The organism is Streptomyces sp. NPDC002742 (genome assembly GCF_042888885.1).
GTDB lineage: Bacteria > Actinomycetota > Actinomycetes > Streptomycetales > Streptomycetaceae > Streptomyces.
Map to the genome: position 1 here is coordinate 124,218 of NZ_JBIAQF010000011.1, position 16,149 is coordinate 140,366.

Sequence of the window (16,149 nt, forward strand, 5' to 3'; positions counted from 1 at the left end):
TGGTGGGTTCGATAAGTGAACCGGTGGAGCGGCGAACCGTGCGGGGTCAGTTCAGACCGGTGATGAACTCCTCCCAGACGTCGGGAGCGAACATCAGGGCCGGGCCCGCCGTGTTCTTGGAATCGCGCACGGCGACCATTCCGGACCAGCGCCCGGAGCTCGGGCGCGCCGTCTCGACGCAGTTGTTCATTCCCGTACTGCGGCTGCTGCGCAGCCATCGCGCGTCGTGCAGTGAAGTGCTGGAGGGTACGTACCGAGGCATTGCAGACATGAGGTGCCTCCTTACGCGCCGTCACCTATCCCGGCGATGTAGTCCAACGAGTCCTCGGGCGAAAGGGCGTGGAACTGAAGGGCGTTGAAGGCCTCGGCGTAGGCCTGGAGGTCTTCTTTCCGTTCGAGATAGAGGCTACTCGTCAAGTGGTCGAGAACAACCACATCCAGATCAGTTGTGTTCGGAAATGAGAAGATAACGAAAGGGCCGGTGACTCCGATGTGTGCCCCGGCGGCGAACGGCAGTACCTGGAGCCGCACTTGAGGCAGGACGGCGGCCTCTCTCAGGCGGCGCAGTTGGCGCGCCATGACATCGGGTCCGCCGACCTCCCGCCGTAACACCGCTTCGTCGAGGACGGCGGACAGTTCCAGCGGCGGGTCCGAACGCAGCACGTCCTGCCGGGCCAGGCGCACTTCGACCAAGGCGTCGAGCTTGCTCTCCTCCAGTCCGTCCACGGCGGCCCGCGTCACCGCGCGGGCGTACTCCGGCGTCTGCAGCAGCCCGGGTACGACCGAGGTCTCCAACGTGCGCATTCCACTGGCTCCCGACTCCAGACTGATGAAGTCGCGGTACGTCGGGGGGAGAACCCCGCGGTACGCGTGCCACCAGTGGTGGCGGCCGTTGCCCTCGGACCCCGCCAGCACGACGAGGAGCTCGCGCAGTTCCGGATCCTCGACGCCGTAGGCGTTCAACAGGCGTTCCACATCGGCCGGTTTCACCCCGCTGGTGCCGGTTTCGATGCGGCTCACCTTCGACTGGTGCCAGCCGAGGAGGTGGGCCGCCTCACCGCTCGTGAGACCCGAGCCCGCGCGCAGCGCGCGCAGTTCGGCACCGAGCTTGCGGCGGCGAACCGCGGGACCGTGCTGCATGGTTGTTCTCCTTACTCCTTCCAAGTCGCCCGAATACGCTCTGCCGACGCAGAGTTCACCGCATCGAGCGACAGATATATGCATTACTCGGTGGATCGCACCCGCGACCGGCCCGGTAATGGCAGTCTGGCGCAAGCACCAGTCCGGGACCGTACTCGAACCAACCGCTCGGTGTCGGGCTCCGGTCCCGTGGGAAAGGGACGACGTCGCCATGGCAGATCACCAGGAAGCATCCGTCACGCTGCCGAGCGAACCGGTCTCGGTTTCCGTGGCCCGTAAATTCGTGGCCGAAGTGCTGGCCGAATGGGGCTTGCCGCGCGACTGCGAAGTCGCCGAGACCGTCCGCCTGATCGTGTCCGAACTGGCCACCAACGCCGTCCAGCACACGTTCGGGCAGTCGCCCACCTTCACGGTCGGCGTGCGTCTGGAGCGCGAGGAGCACCTGCGCATCGGCGTCACCGACAGCCATCCGCGTTTCCCGAAACGGCTGCCCGCGGCCGTCCAGCAGGACAACGGCCGCGGCATGGTGATCATCCGCTGGCTGACCGCGGAACGCGGCGGCAGACTGACCGTCCTGCCGACCCGGGAGGGCGGCAAGACCGTCTCCATCGAACTCCCGTGGACGGTACCGGTCCAGCCGGTGCCGTCCGGGGGGCCTCAAGAGCCTTGAGTGCTGTCGTCCGGGCAGCCGGTCCGGGCGGGCAGGCCGTGCGGAGGAGCCGGCGGATCGTGCGGATGAGCCGTTCGGGCAGGCCGCTCGTACACGGCGCTCGGCGCTCGCTGCTCGTACGGGTCGAGCGGACAGGTCCTGGACGTGTCCTGGACCGTCCTGGACGGTCCAGGACGTCCGGTCGGTTGCCGGGCCGGTGCTGTCCGGCCGGCCCGGCGGGCGGCAGCCGCGGAACCGCACGCGAGGAGGCGGCCGGGAGCCGTCACCGGCACCGGTTTCCTCGACCAGGACCGGTGCGTGTGGTTCCCGGCGGTCGCGCTGCTCGCGGACCGGCTCGGCCGGTGGCTGCGCGGGCCGCGTGCCGCGTGCCGCACGCGCCGTGGAGGGGGTCACGGGCGGCGTCCTCACCGTTCCGGGGCTCGTCCTGGGGCTGGAGCCTCTGAGGAGCTGAGACGGCGCTGCACCAGCCGGGGCAGCAGGCTCCACAGCGCCAGACAGACGGCCAGGGTGCCCGCCCCCGCGGCGATTCCCGCGGCGCGCCCCAGCGTCACGTCCACGACGAGCAGCACCGAACCGCTGAACGCCGCCGCGAGGACGTACAGACCGATGGTGGCGAGCCGCGAGGAGACCCGCACGATGGTGGGTTTGGCGTTGTGCTGGAACAGCGACCGGTGCAGTGCCGCGGGGGCCGTGAAAAGGGCGGCGGCCAGCACCGCCAGCAGCAGGGTGACCACGTAGGTCGCACGCTGCACGGTGTCCAGGGAGGGGAAACGCTGGGTGAAGGCGAGCGTCAGCAGGAAGGCGAAGAGGATCTGCACCCCGGTCTGGGTGACGCGCAACTCCTGGAGCAGCTCGGCGAAGTTGCGGTCCGCCCGTTCGAGGGGCGTCTCGTCGCGGCCGGACGTCCGCGTCCTCGGGGACGGGTCGCTTCGCGCGGACGTCTCGTTGCGGGACGGGCGGGACGGGCGGGACGGGCGGGACGGGTCGGCGGTCATGGGGAGCGAGTAACCACTCCGGCCCGTGTTGCACATGATCCACGCGCTGCGTGCCCCTGGGGGCGGTGGCACGCGCGTGCCACCGCCCCCAGGGTGAGGTCAGCTGACCCTGCCGTACCAGACGCTTCTCGTCCAGATCTTCTGGAGCTTCACCACTTCCCCGGTCTTCGGGGAGTGCCAGATCTTTCCCTTCCCGGCGTAGATGCCGACGTGGTACACGTTCCGGCCCGAGTGGAAGAACACGAGGTCACCGGCCTTGCGGTGCGAGGCCGAGACATGGTGCGTCTTGTTGTACTGCGCCGCGGCCGTACGAGGCAGCTTCTTGCCCGCCTTCTTGTACGAGTAGAGCGTGAGCCCGGAGCAGTCGAAGCGGTGCGGCCCCGCGGCGCCCCACTGGTACGGGGAGCCGTGCTTCGACGCCGCGACCTGGAGTGCCCTCGTCGCGGGGGTGGCCGCCTCGGCGTCGGGCGCGACGCCGGGGACCACGAGGCTGCCGCCCACGGCGGCAAGAGTGAGCGCCGAGGCCGTACCGGCCCGGGTCCACAGCGACGGGACACGATTGAGCGCAGTCATGCGCAACCCTTCGTCAGCCGCCTGTGAAGGATGACCTGTCGGATTCGGGCTGGCGAAGTTGCCCGGCCGCAGCTGCGGCTTCACCCCAAGGACCGCCCGGAACTGTTCCGGCGACCCGTCGTGCTGGGTCCTCCACTCCTGCCGATGCACATCTGTCGACCGGTCATCCGGGCGGCGGCAGGACTCGGCGTCCGCCCGGACCGCCCCGCCGTTGTGGCGGGGGCTTGTCGTCGGAAGGGATCTTCACTCATGAGTGTCGGAAATCCGAGCGGAACCGGCGTTTTGTGGGCTTACTCACCACTCACCCGTTCGGGTGGACACCCCTCTGTTCGAGGGGGTGTTGGGGACATCGACGAGGCCCGCACCTGCGGTGAAGGGCTCCATCCCGCCTTTCCGCTCCGCGTGTTGCGCAACTCGGAGGGGTCGCAGAAAGGATCGTTCAATACGCCATCAGGGGGTACACCATCCGGTCCGTTTGAGTCCTGGCCGGACACCGCGCAGCCGCGGCGCGTGCCGGCTCCTGGGTGGGGGTCCGTCAACTGCCCGACTCGGGCGCCACGGTGACCCGGGCCGCCCGCCGCTCTCCGTCGAGGACCCGCAGCGCCTGAGCCAGCGTCGGGGCGTGCAGCTCGCTCTCGCCCCGCTGGTGCATCAGTGTGAGAGCGTCCCGCAGGGCCGCCGCTTTGCCGACCAGTGCCTGAGCCGCCCTCAGGCCGCGGTAGGTGTCCCCGGGACGGGACGGGTTGATACGGCCGACCAGGTCGACCACGTCGAGGTAGCGGTCGATCAGCTCGGCCTCGGCGCGGGTCAGGGCCGGCAGCGGCGGCAGGTCCGGGATCATCGGCCGCTCACCTCGCGCCGTGCGTCTGGAGCGAGGCCCTGCGGCTCGCGACGATCCGGTCGATCAGCCCGTAGGCCAGCGCCGCCGGAGCGTCGAAGATCTTGTCGCGCTCGATGTCCGTGGCGACCTGCTCCGGGCTCTGTCCCGTGTGCCCTACGAGCATCTCCTCGAGGATCCCGCGGGTGCGCAGCAACTCCTCGGCCTGGATGACCAGATCGCTCGTCTGCCCCTGGACCGGCTCCGGGACCGACGGCTGGTGGAGCAGGACGCGCGCTCCCGGCAGGGCCAGCCGCTTGCCCGGAGTGCCGGCGGCCAGCAGGACGGCCGCGGCCGACGCCGCCTGGCCGAGGCAGATCGTCTCGACGTCGCAGGTGACGAACCGCATCGTGTCGTAGATCGCGGTCATCGCGCTGAAGGAGCCGCCCGGAGAGTTGATGTAGAGCGAGATGTCCTGCTCGGGCGCCTCGTGTTCGAGGTACATGAACTGCGCCGTCACGTCGTTCGCCGAGGTGTCGTCGATCGGCGTCCCGAGGAACACGATCCGCTCGCTGAGCAGCTTCGAGTACGGATCCAGAGTCCGGTGCCCCGTGCCGGTGCGCTCGGTGAATTCGGGCAGGACATAGCGGGCGGACGGGCTGTCCATGGCGCGCCTCCTCAGGCCGACGTCTGTAAAAAATGTACAGGACGTACGCCCTCGTGGAAGGGGGTCATGCCGAGAGCGAAACGGTGGGCGCCGGGGATCGGGAGCCCCCCGAGGGGCGGTGCGTGCCGCCCGCCGACGGGATCTCGACCCCCGCGGAGTGCGGGAGACCCGGTCTAAGCTGGACGTCATGGCCTACGAGATTCCGGTGACGCAAGCCAGGGCTGAGCTCGCCGAACTGATCAACCGCGTCGTGTACGGGGGTGAGCGCGTCGTCGTGACGCGGCACGGCAAGCCCCTCGTCGCCCTGGTCTCCGCCGCCGATCTGGAACGCCTCGAAGAACTTCAGGGGCCCCCGGACGATCAGGTCGTCAGCGCGCTGTCCAGCGTCCGCGAGGTCACGTCCGCGCCCCGTGAGCACCAGCGGTTCGGCATCGCCGCGGAGCACCGGGGGCCCAGCGCTTCCTGACCGTCGGCCCGGACCACGGCCGGTGGCCGTCCCGCTGTCCCGGACCGCTCCACGACCGCGCGGTATGCCGTATACGGTCCCTTCCCCGACGCCCTCGCGGTTTCCCGGGGTGCCGAAGTGGCCCGATGACCCGGAACCGGGGAAGCGGGGTGGCCTCGCGGGTCCGACGGAGTCCTTCCGCCCCGCCCGGGAGGGATCACAGGCTGGTTAACGTCCTCGAAACTCCGGCCAACTAGCGTGCCCATCCACGCCACCAGGGGTTTTGGTGGCTGCGGCCACCGGGCCCCGCACGGTCCGGAGCGAGGATGTGAGGTGGGACGCCGTGCAACTGACCCCGCACGAGCAGGAGAGGCTGCTGATCCATGTGGCAGCCGATGTCGCCGAGAAGCGCCGGGCCCGCGGACTGAAACTGAACCACCCCGAGGCCGTCGCCCTGATCACGTCGCACATCCTCGAAGGCGCCCGTGACGGCCGTACCGTCGCCGAGCTGATGTCCTCCGGGCGCAAGATCCTCACCCGGGACGACGTCATGACGGGCATCCCCGAGATGATCCACGACGTCCAGGTCGAGGCGACCTTCCCGGACGGCACCAAGCTCGTCACCGTCCACGACCCGATCGTCTGACGGGGAGCGAGCGCCATGATTCCCGGAGAGATCCTCTTCGCCGAGGAGCCCGTCGTCTTCAACGAGGGCCGTGCGGTCACCCGGCTGACCGTACTCAACGCCGCCGACCGCCCCGTCCAGGTCGGCTCCCACTACCACTTCGCCGAGGCCAATCCCGGTCTGGACTTCGACCGCGGCGCCGCGCGCGGCAAGCGGCTCAACGTCGCCGCCGGCACCGCCGTGCGCTTCGAGCCCGGGATCCCCGTCGACGTCGAACTCGTCCCGCTCGCCGGCGCCCGTGTGGTGCCCGGACTGCGCGGTGAGACCGGAGGTCCCCTCGATGCCTGAGATCTCGCGCGCCGCGTACGCCGATCTGTTCGGTCCGACCACCGGTGACCGTATCCGCCTCGCGGACACCGACCTGCTGATCGAGATCGAGGAGGACCGCAGCGGCGGGCCCGGACTCGCCGGCGACGAAGCGGTGTTCGGCGGCGGCAAGGTCATCCGGGAGTCCATGGGCCAGTCCCGCGCCACGCGCGCGGAGGGCACCCCGGACACGGTCGTCACCGGTGTCGTCGTCATCGACCACTGGGGGATCGTCAAGGCCGACGTCGGCATCCGGGACGGCCGGATCGCCGGTATCGGCAAGGCCGGCAATCCGGACACCATGGACGGTGTCCATCCGGATCTGGTGATCGGCCCCGAGACCGAGATCATCGCGGGCAACGGGCGGATCCTGACCGCGGGCGCCATCGACGCGCACGTCCATCTCATCTGTCCGCAGATCGCCGACGAGGCCCTCGCCTCCGGCATCACGACGCTCGTCGGAGGCGGCACGGGCCCCGCCGAGGGCTCCAAGGCGACCACCGTCACGCCCGGCCCCTGGCATCTGGCCCGGATGCTGGAGGCGATGGAGGGGTACCCCCTCAACTTCGGTCTGCTCGGCAAGGGCAACACCGTCTCGCACGACGCGATGCTGTCGCAGATCCGGGGCGGCGCGCTCGGCCTGAAGATCCATGAGGACTGGGGCTCGACACCCGCCGCGATCGACGCCGCGCTCACCGTCGCCGACCGCACCGGCATCCAGGTCGCGATCCACACCGACACCCTCAACGAGGCCGGGTTCGTCGCCGACACCCTCGCGGCGATCGCCGGACGCGGCATCCACGCGTACCACACCGAGGGTGCGGGCGGCGGGCACGCGCCGGACATCATGTCCGTGGTCTCCGAGTCGTACGTGCTGCCCAGCTCCACCAACCCGACCCGGCCCTACACCGTCAACACCGCCGAGGAACACCTCGACATGCTGATGGTCTGCCACCACCTGAACCCGGCGGTTCCGGAGGACCTGGCCTTCGCCGAGTCCCGTATCCGGCCGTCGACCATCGGGGCCGAGGACATACTCCACGACCTCGGCGCCATCTCGATCATCTCCTCCGACTCCCAGGCCATGGGCCGGGTCGGCGAGGTCATCATGCGGACCTGGCAGACGGCCCATGTGATGAAGCGCCGCCGGGGCGCACTCCCGGGGGACGGCCGCGCGGACAACCATCGCGTACGTCGCTATGTCGCCAAATACACGATCAACCCGGCGCTCGCGCAGGGACTCGCCCGGGAGATCGGCTCCGTCGAGACCGGCAAGCTCGCAGACCTCGTGCTGTGGGAGCCGGCGTTCTTCGGGGTCAAGCCGCACCTCGTCATCAAGGGCGGGGTGATCGCGTACGCGCAGATGGGCGACGCCAACGCCTCCATCCCGACGCCGCAGCCGATCCTGCCCCGGCCGATGTTCGGGGCGATCGGGCGGGCCCCGGCCGCCAACTCGTTCAACTTCGTGGCGCCGCTGGCCATCGAGGACGGGCTGCCGGAACGGCTCTCCCTCGGCAAGCGGTTCGTCGCCATCGAGTCGACGCGCGCGGTGACCAAGGCCGACATGCGGGAGAACGACGCGCGGCCCGAGGTCCGGATCGACCCCGACAGCTTCGCCGTGCACATCGACGGGGAGCTCGTCGAGGCGACTCCGGCCGCCGAACTGCCCATGGCCCAGCGTTACTTCCTCTTCTGATGTCCCGGGCAGCACTTCTCGTCCTGGCCGACGGCCGCTTTCCCGCCGGAGGGCACGCGCACTCCGGCGGGGCCGAGGCGGCCGTCAGGGCCGGGCGGATCACCGGGGCGGCGACGCTGGAGGACTTCTGCAGGGGCCGGCTGCATACGACGGGACTGGTCTCGGCCGCGCTGGCGGCGGCGGGTGCGCTCGGGGTCGATCCGCCGGCCCTCGACGCGGCCGCCGACGCGCGCACGCCCTCCCTCGCACTGCGGGTCGCCGCGCGTCGGCTGGGGCGGCAGCTCATGAGGGCGGCGAGGGCGACTTGGCCCTCCGCCGAACTCGACGCGCTGGCACAGCAGTTCCCCAAGGGGGCCCATCAGCCTGTCGTGCTGGGTGTGGCGGCGCGGGCTGCCGGACTGGGGCCCGAGGACGCCGCGTACTGCTCCGCGTACGAGTGCGTCAGCGGGCCGGCGTCGGCGACGGTGCGGTTGCTGAGTCTTGATCCGTTCGACGCGACGGCCGCGCTGGCCAGGCTCGCGCCGGAGCTGGACGTCGTCGCCCACGCGGCGGCGAGTGCGGCGCGGCGGGTCCTCGACGACGGGATCGATGCGCTTCCCGCGGCTTCGGCGCCGCTGCTGGAGATCAGCGCGGAGTCGCATGCGGCCTGGCCGGTACGTCTCTTCGCGTCGTAGCGAGCGTGGGCCTTGTATCGCCCGGGAGCCCGGGAGCCCGGGAGCCCGGGAGCCCGGGAGCCCGCGGATCGTCGGGTACCTCGGACCTCTCGACCTCTCGACCTCTCGGACTGACGAGAGGCCGCGGGACCTCACGGCGCCGAGATGACGCGGGACTCCGCATCACAGCGAACCCGCGGGGTGGCGCCGTCGGGCGCGGCCACCTGGATGTCCCCCGCACTTCCCGGAGGTGTCGGTCCCGCTCGATCCGTCAGGGGACCCATAGCCTCCGGGGCAGTCACCGTCAGAACTCCACCAGCGGCCCCGAAAGGCCTGGTCCGCGAACCACGGACAGGCCCCCTCGGGGCCGGCGCGTACCGAACGAAGCTGGAGCCGAACCGTGCACCTCGACCACACTCACGACGGGCCGTCCGCGATCAGCGCCGACGCCCACCGGCCCGACGGCACACGCCGTGCCCTGCGCATAGGGCTCGGCGGACCCGTCGGTTCCGGGAAGACCGCCACTGTCGCCGCGCTCTGCCGGGCGCTGCGCGACGAGATTTCCCTCGCCGTCGTCACCAACGACATCTACACCCGCGAGGACGCCGAATTCCTGCTGCGGGAAGCGGTGTTGCCGCCCGAACGGATCACCGCCGTCGAGACGGGCGCGTGCCCGCACACCGCGATCCGGGACGACATCTCCGCGAACCTCGAAGCGGTCGAGGACCTGGAGGACGAGATCGGGCCGCTGGACCTGATCCTCGTGGAGTCCGGCGGCGACAACCTCACCGCGACCTTCTCCAAGGGGCTGGTCGACGCTCAGATCTTCGTGATCGACGTCGCGGGCGGGGACGACATCCCGCGCAAGGGCGGTCCCGGTGTCACGACGGCCGACCTGCTCGTCGTGAACAAGACCGACCTGGCGCCGTACGTCGGCTCCGACCTGGGACGGATGGCGACCGACGCCAAGGCGCAGCGGGCCGAACTGCCGGTGGTCTTCCAGTCGCTCAGGACCGAGAGCGGCGTCACGGCGGTCGCCGCCTGGGTGCGGGAACGGCTTGTCGCGTGGACGGCATGACGACGGCGGGAGTGCGCGCCACCGCGCGGATCGAGGCCAGGGACGACGGCCGGGGCGGGACCTCACTGCCGGTGCTGGACGGGGAGGGGCCGCTCGCCCTGCGCCGGATCCGCAGCAGCGGGTGCGAGGCGCGCGTGATGCTGGTCGGGGCGATGAGCGGACCGCTCGGCGGCGATCACCTCGCCGTCGAGGCGCGGGTCGGTCCGGGCGCGCGACTGCGGGTCGGTTCGGTCGCCGCCACCATCGCCCTTCCCGGACAGGTCAAGGGCGAGGCCCGCTACGACGTGCGCCTCGACGTCGCCGACGGAGGTGAACTGGTCTGGCTGCCGGAACAGTTGATCTCCGCCGGCGGCAGTGAACTGTTCGTCTCCTCGCGCGTCGACCTCCGGGGCGAGGCGCGCCTCGTCTTCCGGGAGGAGCAGGTGCTCGGTCGTGTGGGCGAGCAACCCGGGCGGCTCACCAGCCGTCTCACCGTGCGACGGGGCGGACGGGCCCTGCTCGACCAGGAGTTGGCGTGCGGTCCGGGTGCACCCGGCGGCTGGGACGGGCCCGCTGTCCTGGCGGGGCATCGGGCCCTCGGGCAACTCGTCGTCGTACGACCCGAGTTCGAGAAGGGGCTGCCGACGGCACGCCTGCTGGGCGAGTACGCCGCGCTCACCCCGCTCGCCGGGCCCGCCGTGCTGGTGACGGCTCTCGCCCCCGACGCGCTGCTGCTGCGGCGGGTGCTGGACGAGGCGCTTCGTGACCTAACATAACGTCAACTTTCTTCGATCGAAGGCGGGTTCACGTCAGGTTCACCGCTCAACGGAACACGGCGTACCGGCTATCGGATTGGTAAAGAACACCGGTCACGTCTGTTGCCGGGGGCCTCAGAGCAGAAAGGATCCCCGTATCCATCGCAACGATGTACGGGGAGGTCACACTTGAGGTCCAAGAGACCGACGAATCGGGTGGCAGCGCTCGGTTCGGCCGGAGCGCTCGTCACCGCGACCCTGATAGCCGGAGCCGTCGCGGCGCCGTCGGCCACCGCCGACTCGCGGGACGGCCGGAGCTACGGGCAGAGCCGCGAGCAGCGCGGAGCGGCCATCGCCGCCGAACGGGCCGCCAAGGCCGGGATCGACTGGCAGGACTGCCCGGCGGACTGGGGTTTCGAGAAGCCGATCCAGTGCGGCTGGGTCAGCGTGCCGCTGGACTACGCCCACCCCTACGGCAAGCAGCTCAAGCTGGCCGTGGACCGTATCGGGAACACCGGTACGAAGGAGGAGCGCCAGGGCGCGCTCGTCTACAACCCGGGCGGCCCCGGTGGTTCGGGCATGCGCTTCCCGCGCCGTGTCACCACCAAGAGCCCCCTGTGGGTGAACACCTCCAAGGCGTACGACTTCGTGGGCTTCGACCCGCGTGGTGTCGGCCACTCGGCACCCATCTCCTGCATAGACCCGCAGGAGTTCGTCAAGGCGCCCAAGGCCGACCCGGTCCCGGACTCCGAGGCGGACAAGCGCGTTCAGCGCAAGCTGGCCGCGGAGTACGCGGACGGCTGTGCCGAGCGCTCAGGCAAGGCCGTGCTGGCGCAGATGACCACGCCCAACACGGCACGTGACCTCGACGTCATCCGGGCCGGGCTCGGCGAGAAGAAGCTCAACTACCTGGGTGTCTCGTACGGTACGTACCTCGGTGCCGTCTACGGCACGCTCTTCCCGGGGCACGTGCGCCGCATGATCGTCGACAGCGTCGTCAACCCGGCGCGCGAGAACATCTGGTACCAGGCCAACCTGGAGCAGGACGTCGCGTTCGAGGGCCGCTGGAAGGACTGGGAGGACTGGGTCGCCAAGAACGACGCGGCCTTCCACCTCGGTGACACCCGCGCCAAGGTGCAGGACCAGTGGCTGAAGCTGCGGGCCGCCGCGAAGAAGAGCCCGCTGGGTGGGGTCGTCGGCCCCGCCGAGCTGATCTCCTTCTTCCAGAGCGCCCCGTACTACGACTCCTCGTGGGTGCCGGTGGCCTCGGTGTTCAGCAAGTACGCCGCCGGTGACACCCAGGCGCTCGTCGACGCGGCGGCCCCGGACCTGACCGACACGGCGGGCAACATCTCCTCGGAGAACGGCAACGCCGTGTACACGGCCGTCGAGTGCACCGACGCCCAGTGGCCCACCAGCTGGCGCAAGTGGGACCGGGACAACACGCGGCTCAACAAGCAGTATCCGTTCATGACATGGGCGAACGCGTGGATGAACCTGCCGTGCGCGAGCTGGCCGGTCAAGCAGCAGTCCCCGGTCGAGGTGAAGACCGGCAAGGGTCTGCCGGCCGTCCTGATCGTGCAGTCCACGAACGACGCCGCCACTCCGTACGCCGGCGCCGTCGAACTGCACAAGCGCTTCAAGGGTTCCCGCCTGATCACCGAGCAGGGCGCGGGCTCGCACGGTGTGACCGGTCTGGTCAACCCGTGCATCAACGGGCGGGTGGACTCCTACCTGCTCACCGGCAAGACGGACGCCGCCGATGTGACGTGCGCCGCGCACGCCACTCCGCAGCCGTAGTCCTCGCCGCATGAGGGGGCGGCCGGTTCCGACCGGCCGCCCCCTCACTCGTTCCTGCCGGCGGCCCTGACCCGCCCTCGGCTCACTTCCGCGGGATCCGGGGGAACCTGCGGCCCGCCTCGGCCTTCGCGGCGGCCTCCTCGGCCTTGACGACGGCCGCGTACCGGTCGACGTACTCCTGCTCGGAGAGGGTCAGGATGGCGTACATGATCTCGTCCGTGATGGCCCGCAGGACGGCCTTCTCTCCCTCCATCCCGGCATAGCGCGAGAAGTCGAGAGGCTTGCCGAAGCGGATCACCACGGGATGGATCCGCGGGAGCTTCCGGCCCGGGGGCTGGGCCTCGAAGGTGCCGATCATTGCGCACGGGATGACCGGGGCCTGGGCCCGCAGGGCCATCACCGCGACGCCGACCTTGCCCTTGTAGAGCCGTCCGTCGTGCGAGCGGGTGCCTTCGGGGTAGATGCCGAGCAACTCGTCCTTGCGCAGCACGCCGAGTCCCTCGCGGATCGCGGCCTGCCCCGCCTCCTTGCCGGAACGGTCCACCGGAATCTGTCCGACGCTGCGGAAGAAGGCCGCCGTCAGCCGCCCCTTGATGCCGGGCCCGGTGAAGTACTCGGCCTTCGCGAGGAAGGTGATCCGGCGCTTCAGGATCGCCGGCATCAGGAAGTGGTCGGCGAAGGAAAGGTGGTTGCCGGCCACGATGGCCGGACCCGACGACGGTACGTGCTCAAGGCCCTCGATCCGAGGCCGGAAGACCAGTCTCAACAGTGGACCCAGAAGCACGTATTTGAGCACGTAATAAAACACTGGGGCGCTCCTCATTTCCCCCGGGGAGCGATCAGTGTAGGCGCGGCCGTCGCCGGGCGTAACCAGCGCGGTGTCACCCTCTGTGGCCTCTTGGCCGGTATCGGACCCCAGGCGTCACGGCCTTCTCCAGGGACCCGGGACGCGACCGGAGTGCGTCGGCCGTGAGCGGTGGCGCCGGCCGGACGGCGGCGCCGCGCGTGTCCTCGGAAGCCGGTCCGCCCGCGCGGGTGATCGCCTTCGCGCCCGTCCCGGTTCGCGGCTCCGGAGCGTTACGCGGCCGCCGACGCCGCGGGACGGCGTGCGTGTCGGCGGCCACGGACCGAGGTGCTCACGCCCCGTGCGCCAGCACCTTCTCCAGGGATCCGAGAGCCGACTGCAGTTCCTCCGCCGTGATGGTGAGCGGTGGCGCCAGCCGGATGGTCGAGCCGTGCGTGTCCTTGACCAGGATCCCCTCGTCCAGCAGACCCCGGCTGATCTCGCGGCCGGTGCCGATCGACGGGTCGATGTCGACGCCCGCCCACAGCCCGCGCGAGCGGAAGCCCTCGACGCCCCGGCCCACCAGGGCCGTCAGCCCGTCCCGCAGCAGAACGCCCAGCTCGGCCGCCCTGCGCTGGTACTCGCCGGTCTCCAGCAGGCCGACGACCGCGGAGCCGACCGCCGCGGCCAGCGGATTGCCGCCGAAAGTCGAGCCGTGTTCACCCGGACGCAGTACCTCCAGCACGTCCCGGCGTCCGACGACCGCGGACACCGGCACGATGCCGCCGCCGAGGGCCTTGCCGAGCAGCAGCAGATCGGGGACGACCGACTCGTGCTCCACCGCCAGCGTGGTGCCGGTGCGGCCGAGGCCGGACTGGATCTCGTCCGCGACGAACAGACAGCCCGCGCGGCGGGTGAGCTCACGGACGCCGGCGAGATAGCCGTCGTCCGGGATTATCACGCCCGCCTCGCCCTGGACGGGTTCGAGAAGAACGGCGGCCGTCGTCTCGTCGATCGCCGCTTCGAGCGCGGCCAGGTCGTTGTACGGCACGACCCGGAAGCCGGGCGTGAAGGGTCCGAAACCGGAACGGGCGCTCTCGTCGGTGGAGAAGCTGACGATCGTGGTCGTACGGCCGTGGAAGTTGTCGGCCGCCACCACGATGGTGGCCCGGTCGGGCTCGACGCCCTTCACCTCGTATGCCCATTTACGGGCCACCTTGACGGCGCTCTCCACCGCCTCGGCGCCGGTGTTCATCGGCAGGACCATGTCCTGGCCCGTCAGCGCGGCCAGGGACTCGGCGAATCCGGCCAGCTGATCGTTGTGGAACGCCCGTGAGGTGAGGGTGAGCCGGTCCAGCTGGCGGTGCGCCGCCTCGATCAGCACCGGGTTGCGGTGGCCGAAGTTCAGGGCCGAGTAGCCCGCGAGCATGTCGAGGTAGCGGCGGCCCTCGACGTCCTCGACCCAGCTGCCCTCGGCACGCGCGACGACCACGGGCAGCGGGTGGTAGTTGTGCGCCAGGACGGGGGCCTCGGCCCGGATCAGTTCGGCGGAACTGCGCGTACCGGCGCCGGCGGACGCGGTCGTACGGGCGGGAGCGGTCATGAACGGATCTCCTGAGTGCAGCACTTGATGCCACCGCCGGCCTTCTGGAACTCCGACAGGTCGACGGGGACAGGGGTGTAGCCGTGGCGGACGAGCTGGTCGGCGAGGGCCTCGGCGCGCGGCGCGATGAAGACGTGGCGGCCGTCGGAGACCGAGTTGAGGCCGAAGGCGAGGGCGTCGTCGCGGGTCGCGAGCACCGCGTCCGGGAACAGCCGGCTCAGCACCTCGCGGCTGCCCGGCGAGAACGCCTCCGGGTAGTACGCGATGTTGTCGTCGTCGAGGACGAAGAGCGCGGTGTCCAGGTGGTAGAAGAGCGGATCCACCAGCTGAAGGCTGATCACCGGGACGCCGAAGAACTCCTGGACCTCGCGATGGGCCTCGGGCGTCGTACGGAATCCGGTACCCGCGAGGACGTACCGGCCCGTCGGGACGAGATCGCCCTCGCCCTCGCACACCGACTCGGGGCGGTAGACGTCGAAACCGGCCGCCTTGAACCAGGTCTCGTACGCGGTGGACTCGGGGCGGCGTTCGGGCGCGTGGAAGGACGAGCCGAAGACACGGCCCTGAAGGACGAGCGCGCAGTTCGCGGCGAAGACCATGTCGGGAAGGCCCGCGACCGGTTCGACCGAGTCGACGGTGTGGCCGTGCGCGCGATAGGCGCTGATCAGCGCCTGCCACTGAGCGCGCGCGAGATCGACGTCCACGGGGGTGTCGGGACGCATCCAGGGGTTGATCGCGTACTGCACGGCGAAGTGTCTGGGTTCGCAGACGAGAAAGCGCCGGGGGCGCGGCACACGGCTGTCGGGCACGAAGAGGTTCCTCCGCTTCCTGCGGTGTCGGCTAGTGGGATGTCTCCACGGTAAGAAGCGGGGGATACGGACGACAAGCGTCGAGAGCTGCGCGTATACGCAGTACTGCTGCGTGATCGGCTGGGTCAGCGCACGTTTCCTGCGTCATCCGGAGCTGCGTGGGTCGCCCCGGCCTCCGGAGCCTCGGGCAGCAGATGGGACAGCACCATGTAGCTGATCGTCTTGCGGATGAACGGTTCCACCCGGATGCGCTCCAGGATCTCCTCGAAGTGCTCCACGTCGACGGCCCGCACATGCAGCAGGGCGTCCGCGCCCCCGGTCACCGTCATCGCCGCGGTGATCTCCGGATGGTTGCGCACCACCTCCGCGAGCCGCCGGGGCGGCGCCGCGCCCTCGCAGTACACCTCGACGTACGCCTCCGTGCGCCAGCCCAGCGCCGCGGGCTTCACCGTGGCGGTGAACCCGGTGATCACACCCGTCTCGCGCAGCCGGTCGACACGGCGCTTGACCGCCGTCGCGGACAGCCCGACCGCCGCGCCGATCTCCGCGAAGCTCGTCCTGGCATTGGCCATCAGAGCCGTGATGATCTTGCGGTCGAGCTCGTCGAACATCGCGGGCTTGCTGTTCATGGCCGCACTTTATCCAGCGTCAACCGCCGGCCGGCCGGGGACAACGGCCGTGTCCCGCACATGTC

General features: G+C 70.4%; 19 protein-coding genes, 1 pseudogene and 1 riboswitch. Of the genes and pseudogenes, 10 read left to right on the plus strand and 10 right to left on the minus strand.

Annotation, left to right across the window (positions count from 1 at the left end):
• Positions 1-46: 46 nt before the first annotated feature.
• Positions 47-271, minus strand: a complete 225-nt coding sequence (locus ACFYW8_RS21220) for a DUF397 domain-containing protein (protein WP_365870574.1) — start codon at positions 269-271, stop codon at positions 47-49.
• Positions 272-282: 11 nt separating this feature from the next.
• Positions 283-1,140: a helix-turn-helix transcriptional regulator gene (locus ACFYW8_RS21225; RefSeq protein WP_365870573.1), complete on the minus strand. Its 858-nt coding sequence runs from the start codon at positions 1,138-1,140 to the stop codon at positions 283-285.
• A gap of 211 nt (positions 1,141-1,351) precedes the next feature.
• Between ACFYW8_RS21225 and ACFYW8_RS21230 the strand changes: the two genes are divergently transcribed.
• Together ACFYW8_RS21230 and ACFYW8_RS21235 are read left to right on the plus strand one after the other, a co-directional pair.
• The gene (locus ACFYW8_RS21230; RefSeq protein ID WP_365870572.1) at positions 1,352-1,810 is read left to right on the plus strand and encodes an ATP-binding protein; all 459 of its coding nucleotides are present in this window, start codon (positions 1,352-1,354) and stop codon (positions 1,808-1,810) included.
• 297 nt (positions 1,811-2,107) lie between these two features.
• Positions 2,108-2,261: pseudogene (locus tag ACFYW8_RS21235) on the plus strand (LysE family translocator); the annotation flags it as partial.
• On the opposite strand, the gene ACFYW8_RS21240 reads toward ACFYW8_RS21235, so the two are convergent.
• From ACFYW8_RS21240 to ACFYW8_RS21255, 4 genes are all read right to left on the minus strand, one after another.
• Entirely contained in the window at positions 2,215-2,805 is a 591-nt protein-coding gene (locus ACFYW8_RS21240; RefSeq protein WP_389077725.1) for a DUF6328 family protein, read from the minus strand. The pseudogene ACFYW8_RS21235 and the gene ACFYW8_RS21240 overlap by 47 nt on opposite strands.
• Before the next feature lie 99 nt (positions 2,806-2,904).
• The gene (locus ACFYW8_RS21245; protein WP_365870570.1) at positions 2,905-3,378 is read right to left on the minus strand and encodes a C40 family peptidase; all 474 of its coding nucleotides are present in this window, start codon (positions 3,376-3,378) and stop codon (positions 2,905-2,907) included.
• Positions 3,379-3,380: 2 nt separating this feature from the next.
• Positions 3,381-3,546: riboswitch (cyclic di-AMP (ydaO/yuaA leader) on the minus strand.
• A gap of 367 nt (positions 3,547-3,913) precedes the next feature.
• The gene (locus ACFYW8_RS21250; RefSeq protein ID WP_365870569.1) at positions 3,914-4,219 is read right to left on the minus strand and encodes a hypothetical protein; all 306 of its coding nucleotides are present in this window, start codon (positions 4,217-4,219) and stop codon (positions 3,914-3,916) included.
• A 7-nt stretch (positions 4,220-4,226) separates the two neighbouring features.
• Entirely contained in the window at positions 4,227-4,862 is a 636-nt protein-coding gene (locus tag ACFYW8_RS21255) for an ATP-dependent Clp protease proteolytic subunit (RefSeq protein WP_389077733.1), read from the minus strand.
• A 187-nt stretch (positions 4,863-5,049) separates the two neighbouring features.
• Here ACFYW8_RS21255 and ACFYW8_RS21260 point away from each other — a divergent pair, with 187 nt between their 5' ends.
• The 8 genes from ACFYW8_RS21260 (at position 5,050) to ACFYW8_RS21295 (ending at position 12,259) form a co-directional block, all read left to right on the plus strand.
• Positions 5,050-5,328: a type II toxin-antitoxin system Phd/YefM family antitoxin gene (locus ACFYW8_RS21260; RefSeq protein ID WP_365870567.1), complete on the plus strand. Its 279-nt coding sequence runs from the start codon at positions 5,050-5,052 to the stop codon at positions 5,326-5,328.
• Positions 5,329-5,650: 322 nt separating this feature from the next.
• Positions 5,651-5,953, plus strand: coding sequence for an urease subunit gamma (locus ACFYW8_RS21265; protein ID WP_326789136.1), 303 nt, complete (start codon positions 5,651-5,653; stop codon positions 5,951-5,953).
• A gap of 15 nt (positions 5,954-5,968) precedes the next feature.
• Entirely contained in the window at positions 5,969-6,280 is a 312-nt protein-coding gene (locus ACFYW8_RS21270; RefSeq protein ID WP_389077742.1) for an urease subunit beta, read from the plus strand.
• Positions 6,273-7,994 carry an urease subunit alpha gene (locus ACFYW8_RS21275; protein WP_389077747.1) on the plus strand — a complete coding sequence of 574 codons (1,722 nt, stop codon included), beginning with the start codon at positions 6,273-6,275 and terminating at the stop codon, positions 7,992-7,994. The genes ACFYW8_RS21270 and ACFYW8_RS21275 overlap by 8 nt, the downstream gene beginning before the upstream one ends.
• Positions 7,994-8,668 (plus strand): urease accessory UreF family protein, encoded by a 675-nt coding sequence (locus tag ACFYW8_RS21280; RefSeq protein ID WP_365870564.1) that lies wholly within the window; start codon positions 7,994-7,996, stop codon positions 8,666-8,668. Before ACFYW8_RS21275 ends, ACFYW8_RS21280 begins: the two co-directional genes overlap by 1 nt.
• Before the next feature lie 379 nt (positions 8,669-9,047).
• Positions 9,048-9,725, plus strand: coding sequence for an urease accessory protein UreG (gene ureG, locus ACFYW8_RS21285; RefSeq protein ID WP_365870563.1), 678 nt, complete (start codon positions 9,048-9,050; stop codon positions 9,723-9,725).
• Complete coding sequence (locus ACFYW8_RS21290; RefSeq protein WP_389077757.1) at positions 9,722-10,480, plus strand: urease accessory protein UreD; 759 nt, start codon at positions 9,722-9,724, stop codon at positions 10,478-10,480. Before ureG ends, ACFYW8_RS21290 begins: the two co-directional genes overlap by 4 nt.
• Positions 10,481-10,648: 168 nt before the next feature.
• A complete protein-coding gene (locus ACFYW8_RS21295; RefSeq protein WP_389077762.1) occupies positions 10,649-12,259 on the plus strand; it encodes an alpha/beta hydrolase in 1,611 nt (536 codons plus the stop codon).
• Positions 12,260-12,341: 82 nt separating this feature from the next.
• On the opposite strand, the gene ACFYW8_RS21300 is transcribed toward ACFYW8_RS21295, so the two are convergent.
• From ACFYW8_RS21300 to ACFYW8_RS21315, 4 genes are all read right to left on the minus strand, one after another.
• Positions 12,342-13,067 carry a lysophospholipid acyltransferase family protein gene (locus ACFYW8_RS21300; RefSeq protein WP_365870560.1) on the minus strand — a complete coding sequence of 242 codons (726 nt, stop codon included), beginning with the start codon at positions 13,065-13,067 and terminating at the stop codon, positions 12,342-12,344.
• 328 nt (positions 13,068-13,395) lie between these two features.
• Entirely contained in the window at positions 13,396-14,646 is a 1,251-nt protein-coding gene (gene rocD / locus ACFYW8_RS21305) for an ornithine--oxo-acid transaminase (protein ID WP_389077767.1), read from the minus strand.
• Positions 14,643-15,455: a dimethylargininase gene (gene ddaH / locus ACFYW8_RS21310; protein ID WP_365870558.1), complete on the minus strand. Its 813-nt coding sequence runs from the start codon at positions 15,453-15,455 to the stop codon at positions 14,643-14,645. The genes rocD and ddaH overlap by 4 nt, the downstream gene beginning before the upstream one ends.
• A gap of 125 nt (positions 15,456-15,580) precedes the next feature.
• Positions 15,581-16,084 carry an Lrp/AsnC family transcriptional regulator gene (locus tag ACFYW8_RS21315; protein ID WP_365870557.1) on the minus strand — a complete coding sequence of 168 codons (504 nt, stop codon included), beginning with the start codon at positions 16,082-16,084 and terminating at the stop codon, positions 15,581-15,583.
• Positions 16,085-16,149: the final 65 nt, after the last annotated feature.

Bases quoted from the DNA above. Each gene is read 5' to 3' on its own strand.
- ACFYW8_RS21220 (WP_365870574.1), bottom strand. From the start codon at position 271: ATGTCTGCAATGCCTCGGTACGTACCCTCCAGCACTTCACTGCACGAC.
- ACFYW8_RS21225 (WP_365870573.1), bottom strand. From the start codon at position 1,140: ATGCAGCACGGTCCCGCGGTTCGCCGCCGCAAGCTCGGTGCCGAACTG.
- ACFYW8_RS21230 (WP_365870572.1), top strand. From the start codon at position 1,352: ATGGCAGATCACCAGGAAGCATCCGTCACGCTGCCGAGCGAACCGGTC.
- ACFYW8_RS21240 (WP_389077725.1), bottom strand. From the start codon at position 2,805: ATGACCGCCGACCCGTCCCGCCCGTCCCGCCCGTCCCGCCCGTCCCGC.
- ACFYW8_RS21245 (WP_365870570.1), bottom strand. From the start codon at position 3,378: ATGACTGCGCTCAATCGTGTCCCGTCGCTGTGGACCCGGGCCGGTACG.
- ACFYW8_RS21250 (WP_365870569.1), bottom strand. From the start codon at position 4,219: ATGATCCCGGACCTGCCGCCGCTGCCGGCCCTGACCCGCGCCGAGGCC.
- ACFYW8_RS21255 (WP_389077733.1), bottom strand. From the start codon at position 4,862: ATGGACAGCCCGTCCGCCCGCTATGTCCTGCCCGAATTCACCGAGCGC.
- ACFYW8_RS21260 (WP_365870567.1), top strand. From the start codon at position 5,050: ATGGCCTACGAGATTCCGGTGACGCAAGCCAGGGCTGAGCTCGCCGAA.
- ACFYW8_RS21270 (WP_389077742.1), top strand. From the start codon at position 5,969: ATGATTCCCGGAGAGATCCTCTTCGCCGAGGAGCCCGTCGTCTTCAAC.
- ACFYW8_RS21275 (WP_389077747.1), top strand. From the start codon at position 6,273: ATGCCTGAGATCTCGCGCGCCGCGTACGCCGATCTGTTCGGTCCGACC.
- ACFYW8_RS21280 (WP_365870564.1), top strand. From the start codon at position 7,994: ATGTCCCGGGCAGCACTTCTCGTCCTGGCCGACGGCCGCTTTCCCGCC.
- ACFYW8_RS21290 (WP_389077757.1), top strand. From the start codon at position 9,722: ATGACGACGGCGGGAGTGCGCGCCACCGCGCGGATCGAGGCCAGGGAC.
- rocD (WP_389077767.1), bottom strand. From the start codon at position 14,646: ATGACCGCTCCCGCCCGTACGACCGCGTCCGCCGGCGCCGGTACGCGC.
- ACFYW8_RS21315 (WP_365870557.1), bottom strand. From the start codon at position 16,084: ATGAACAGCAAGCCCGCGATGTTCGACGAGCTCGACCGCAAGATCATC.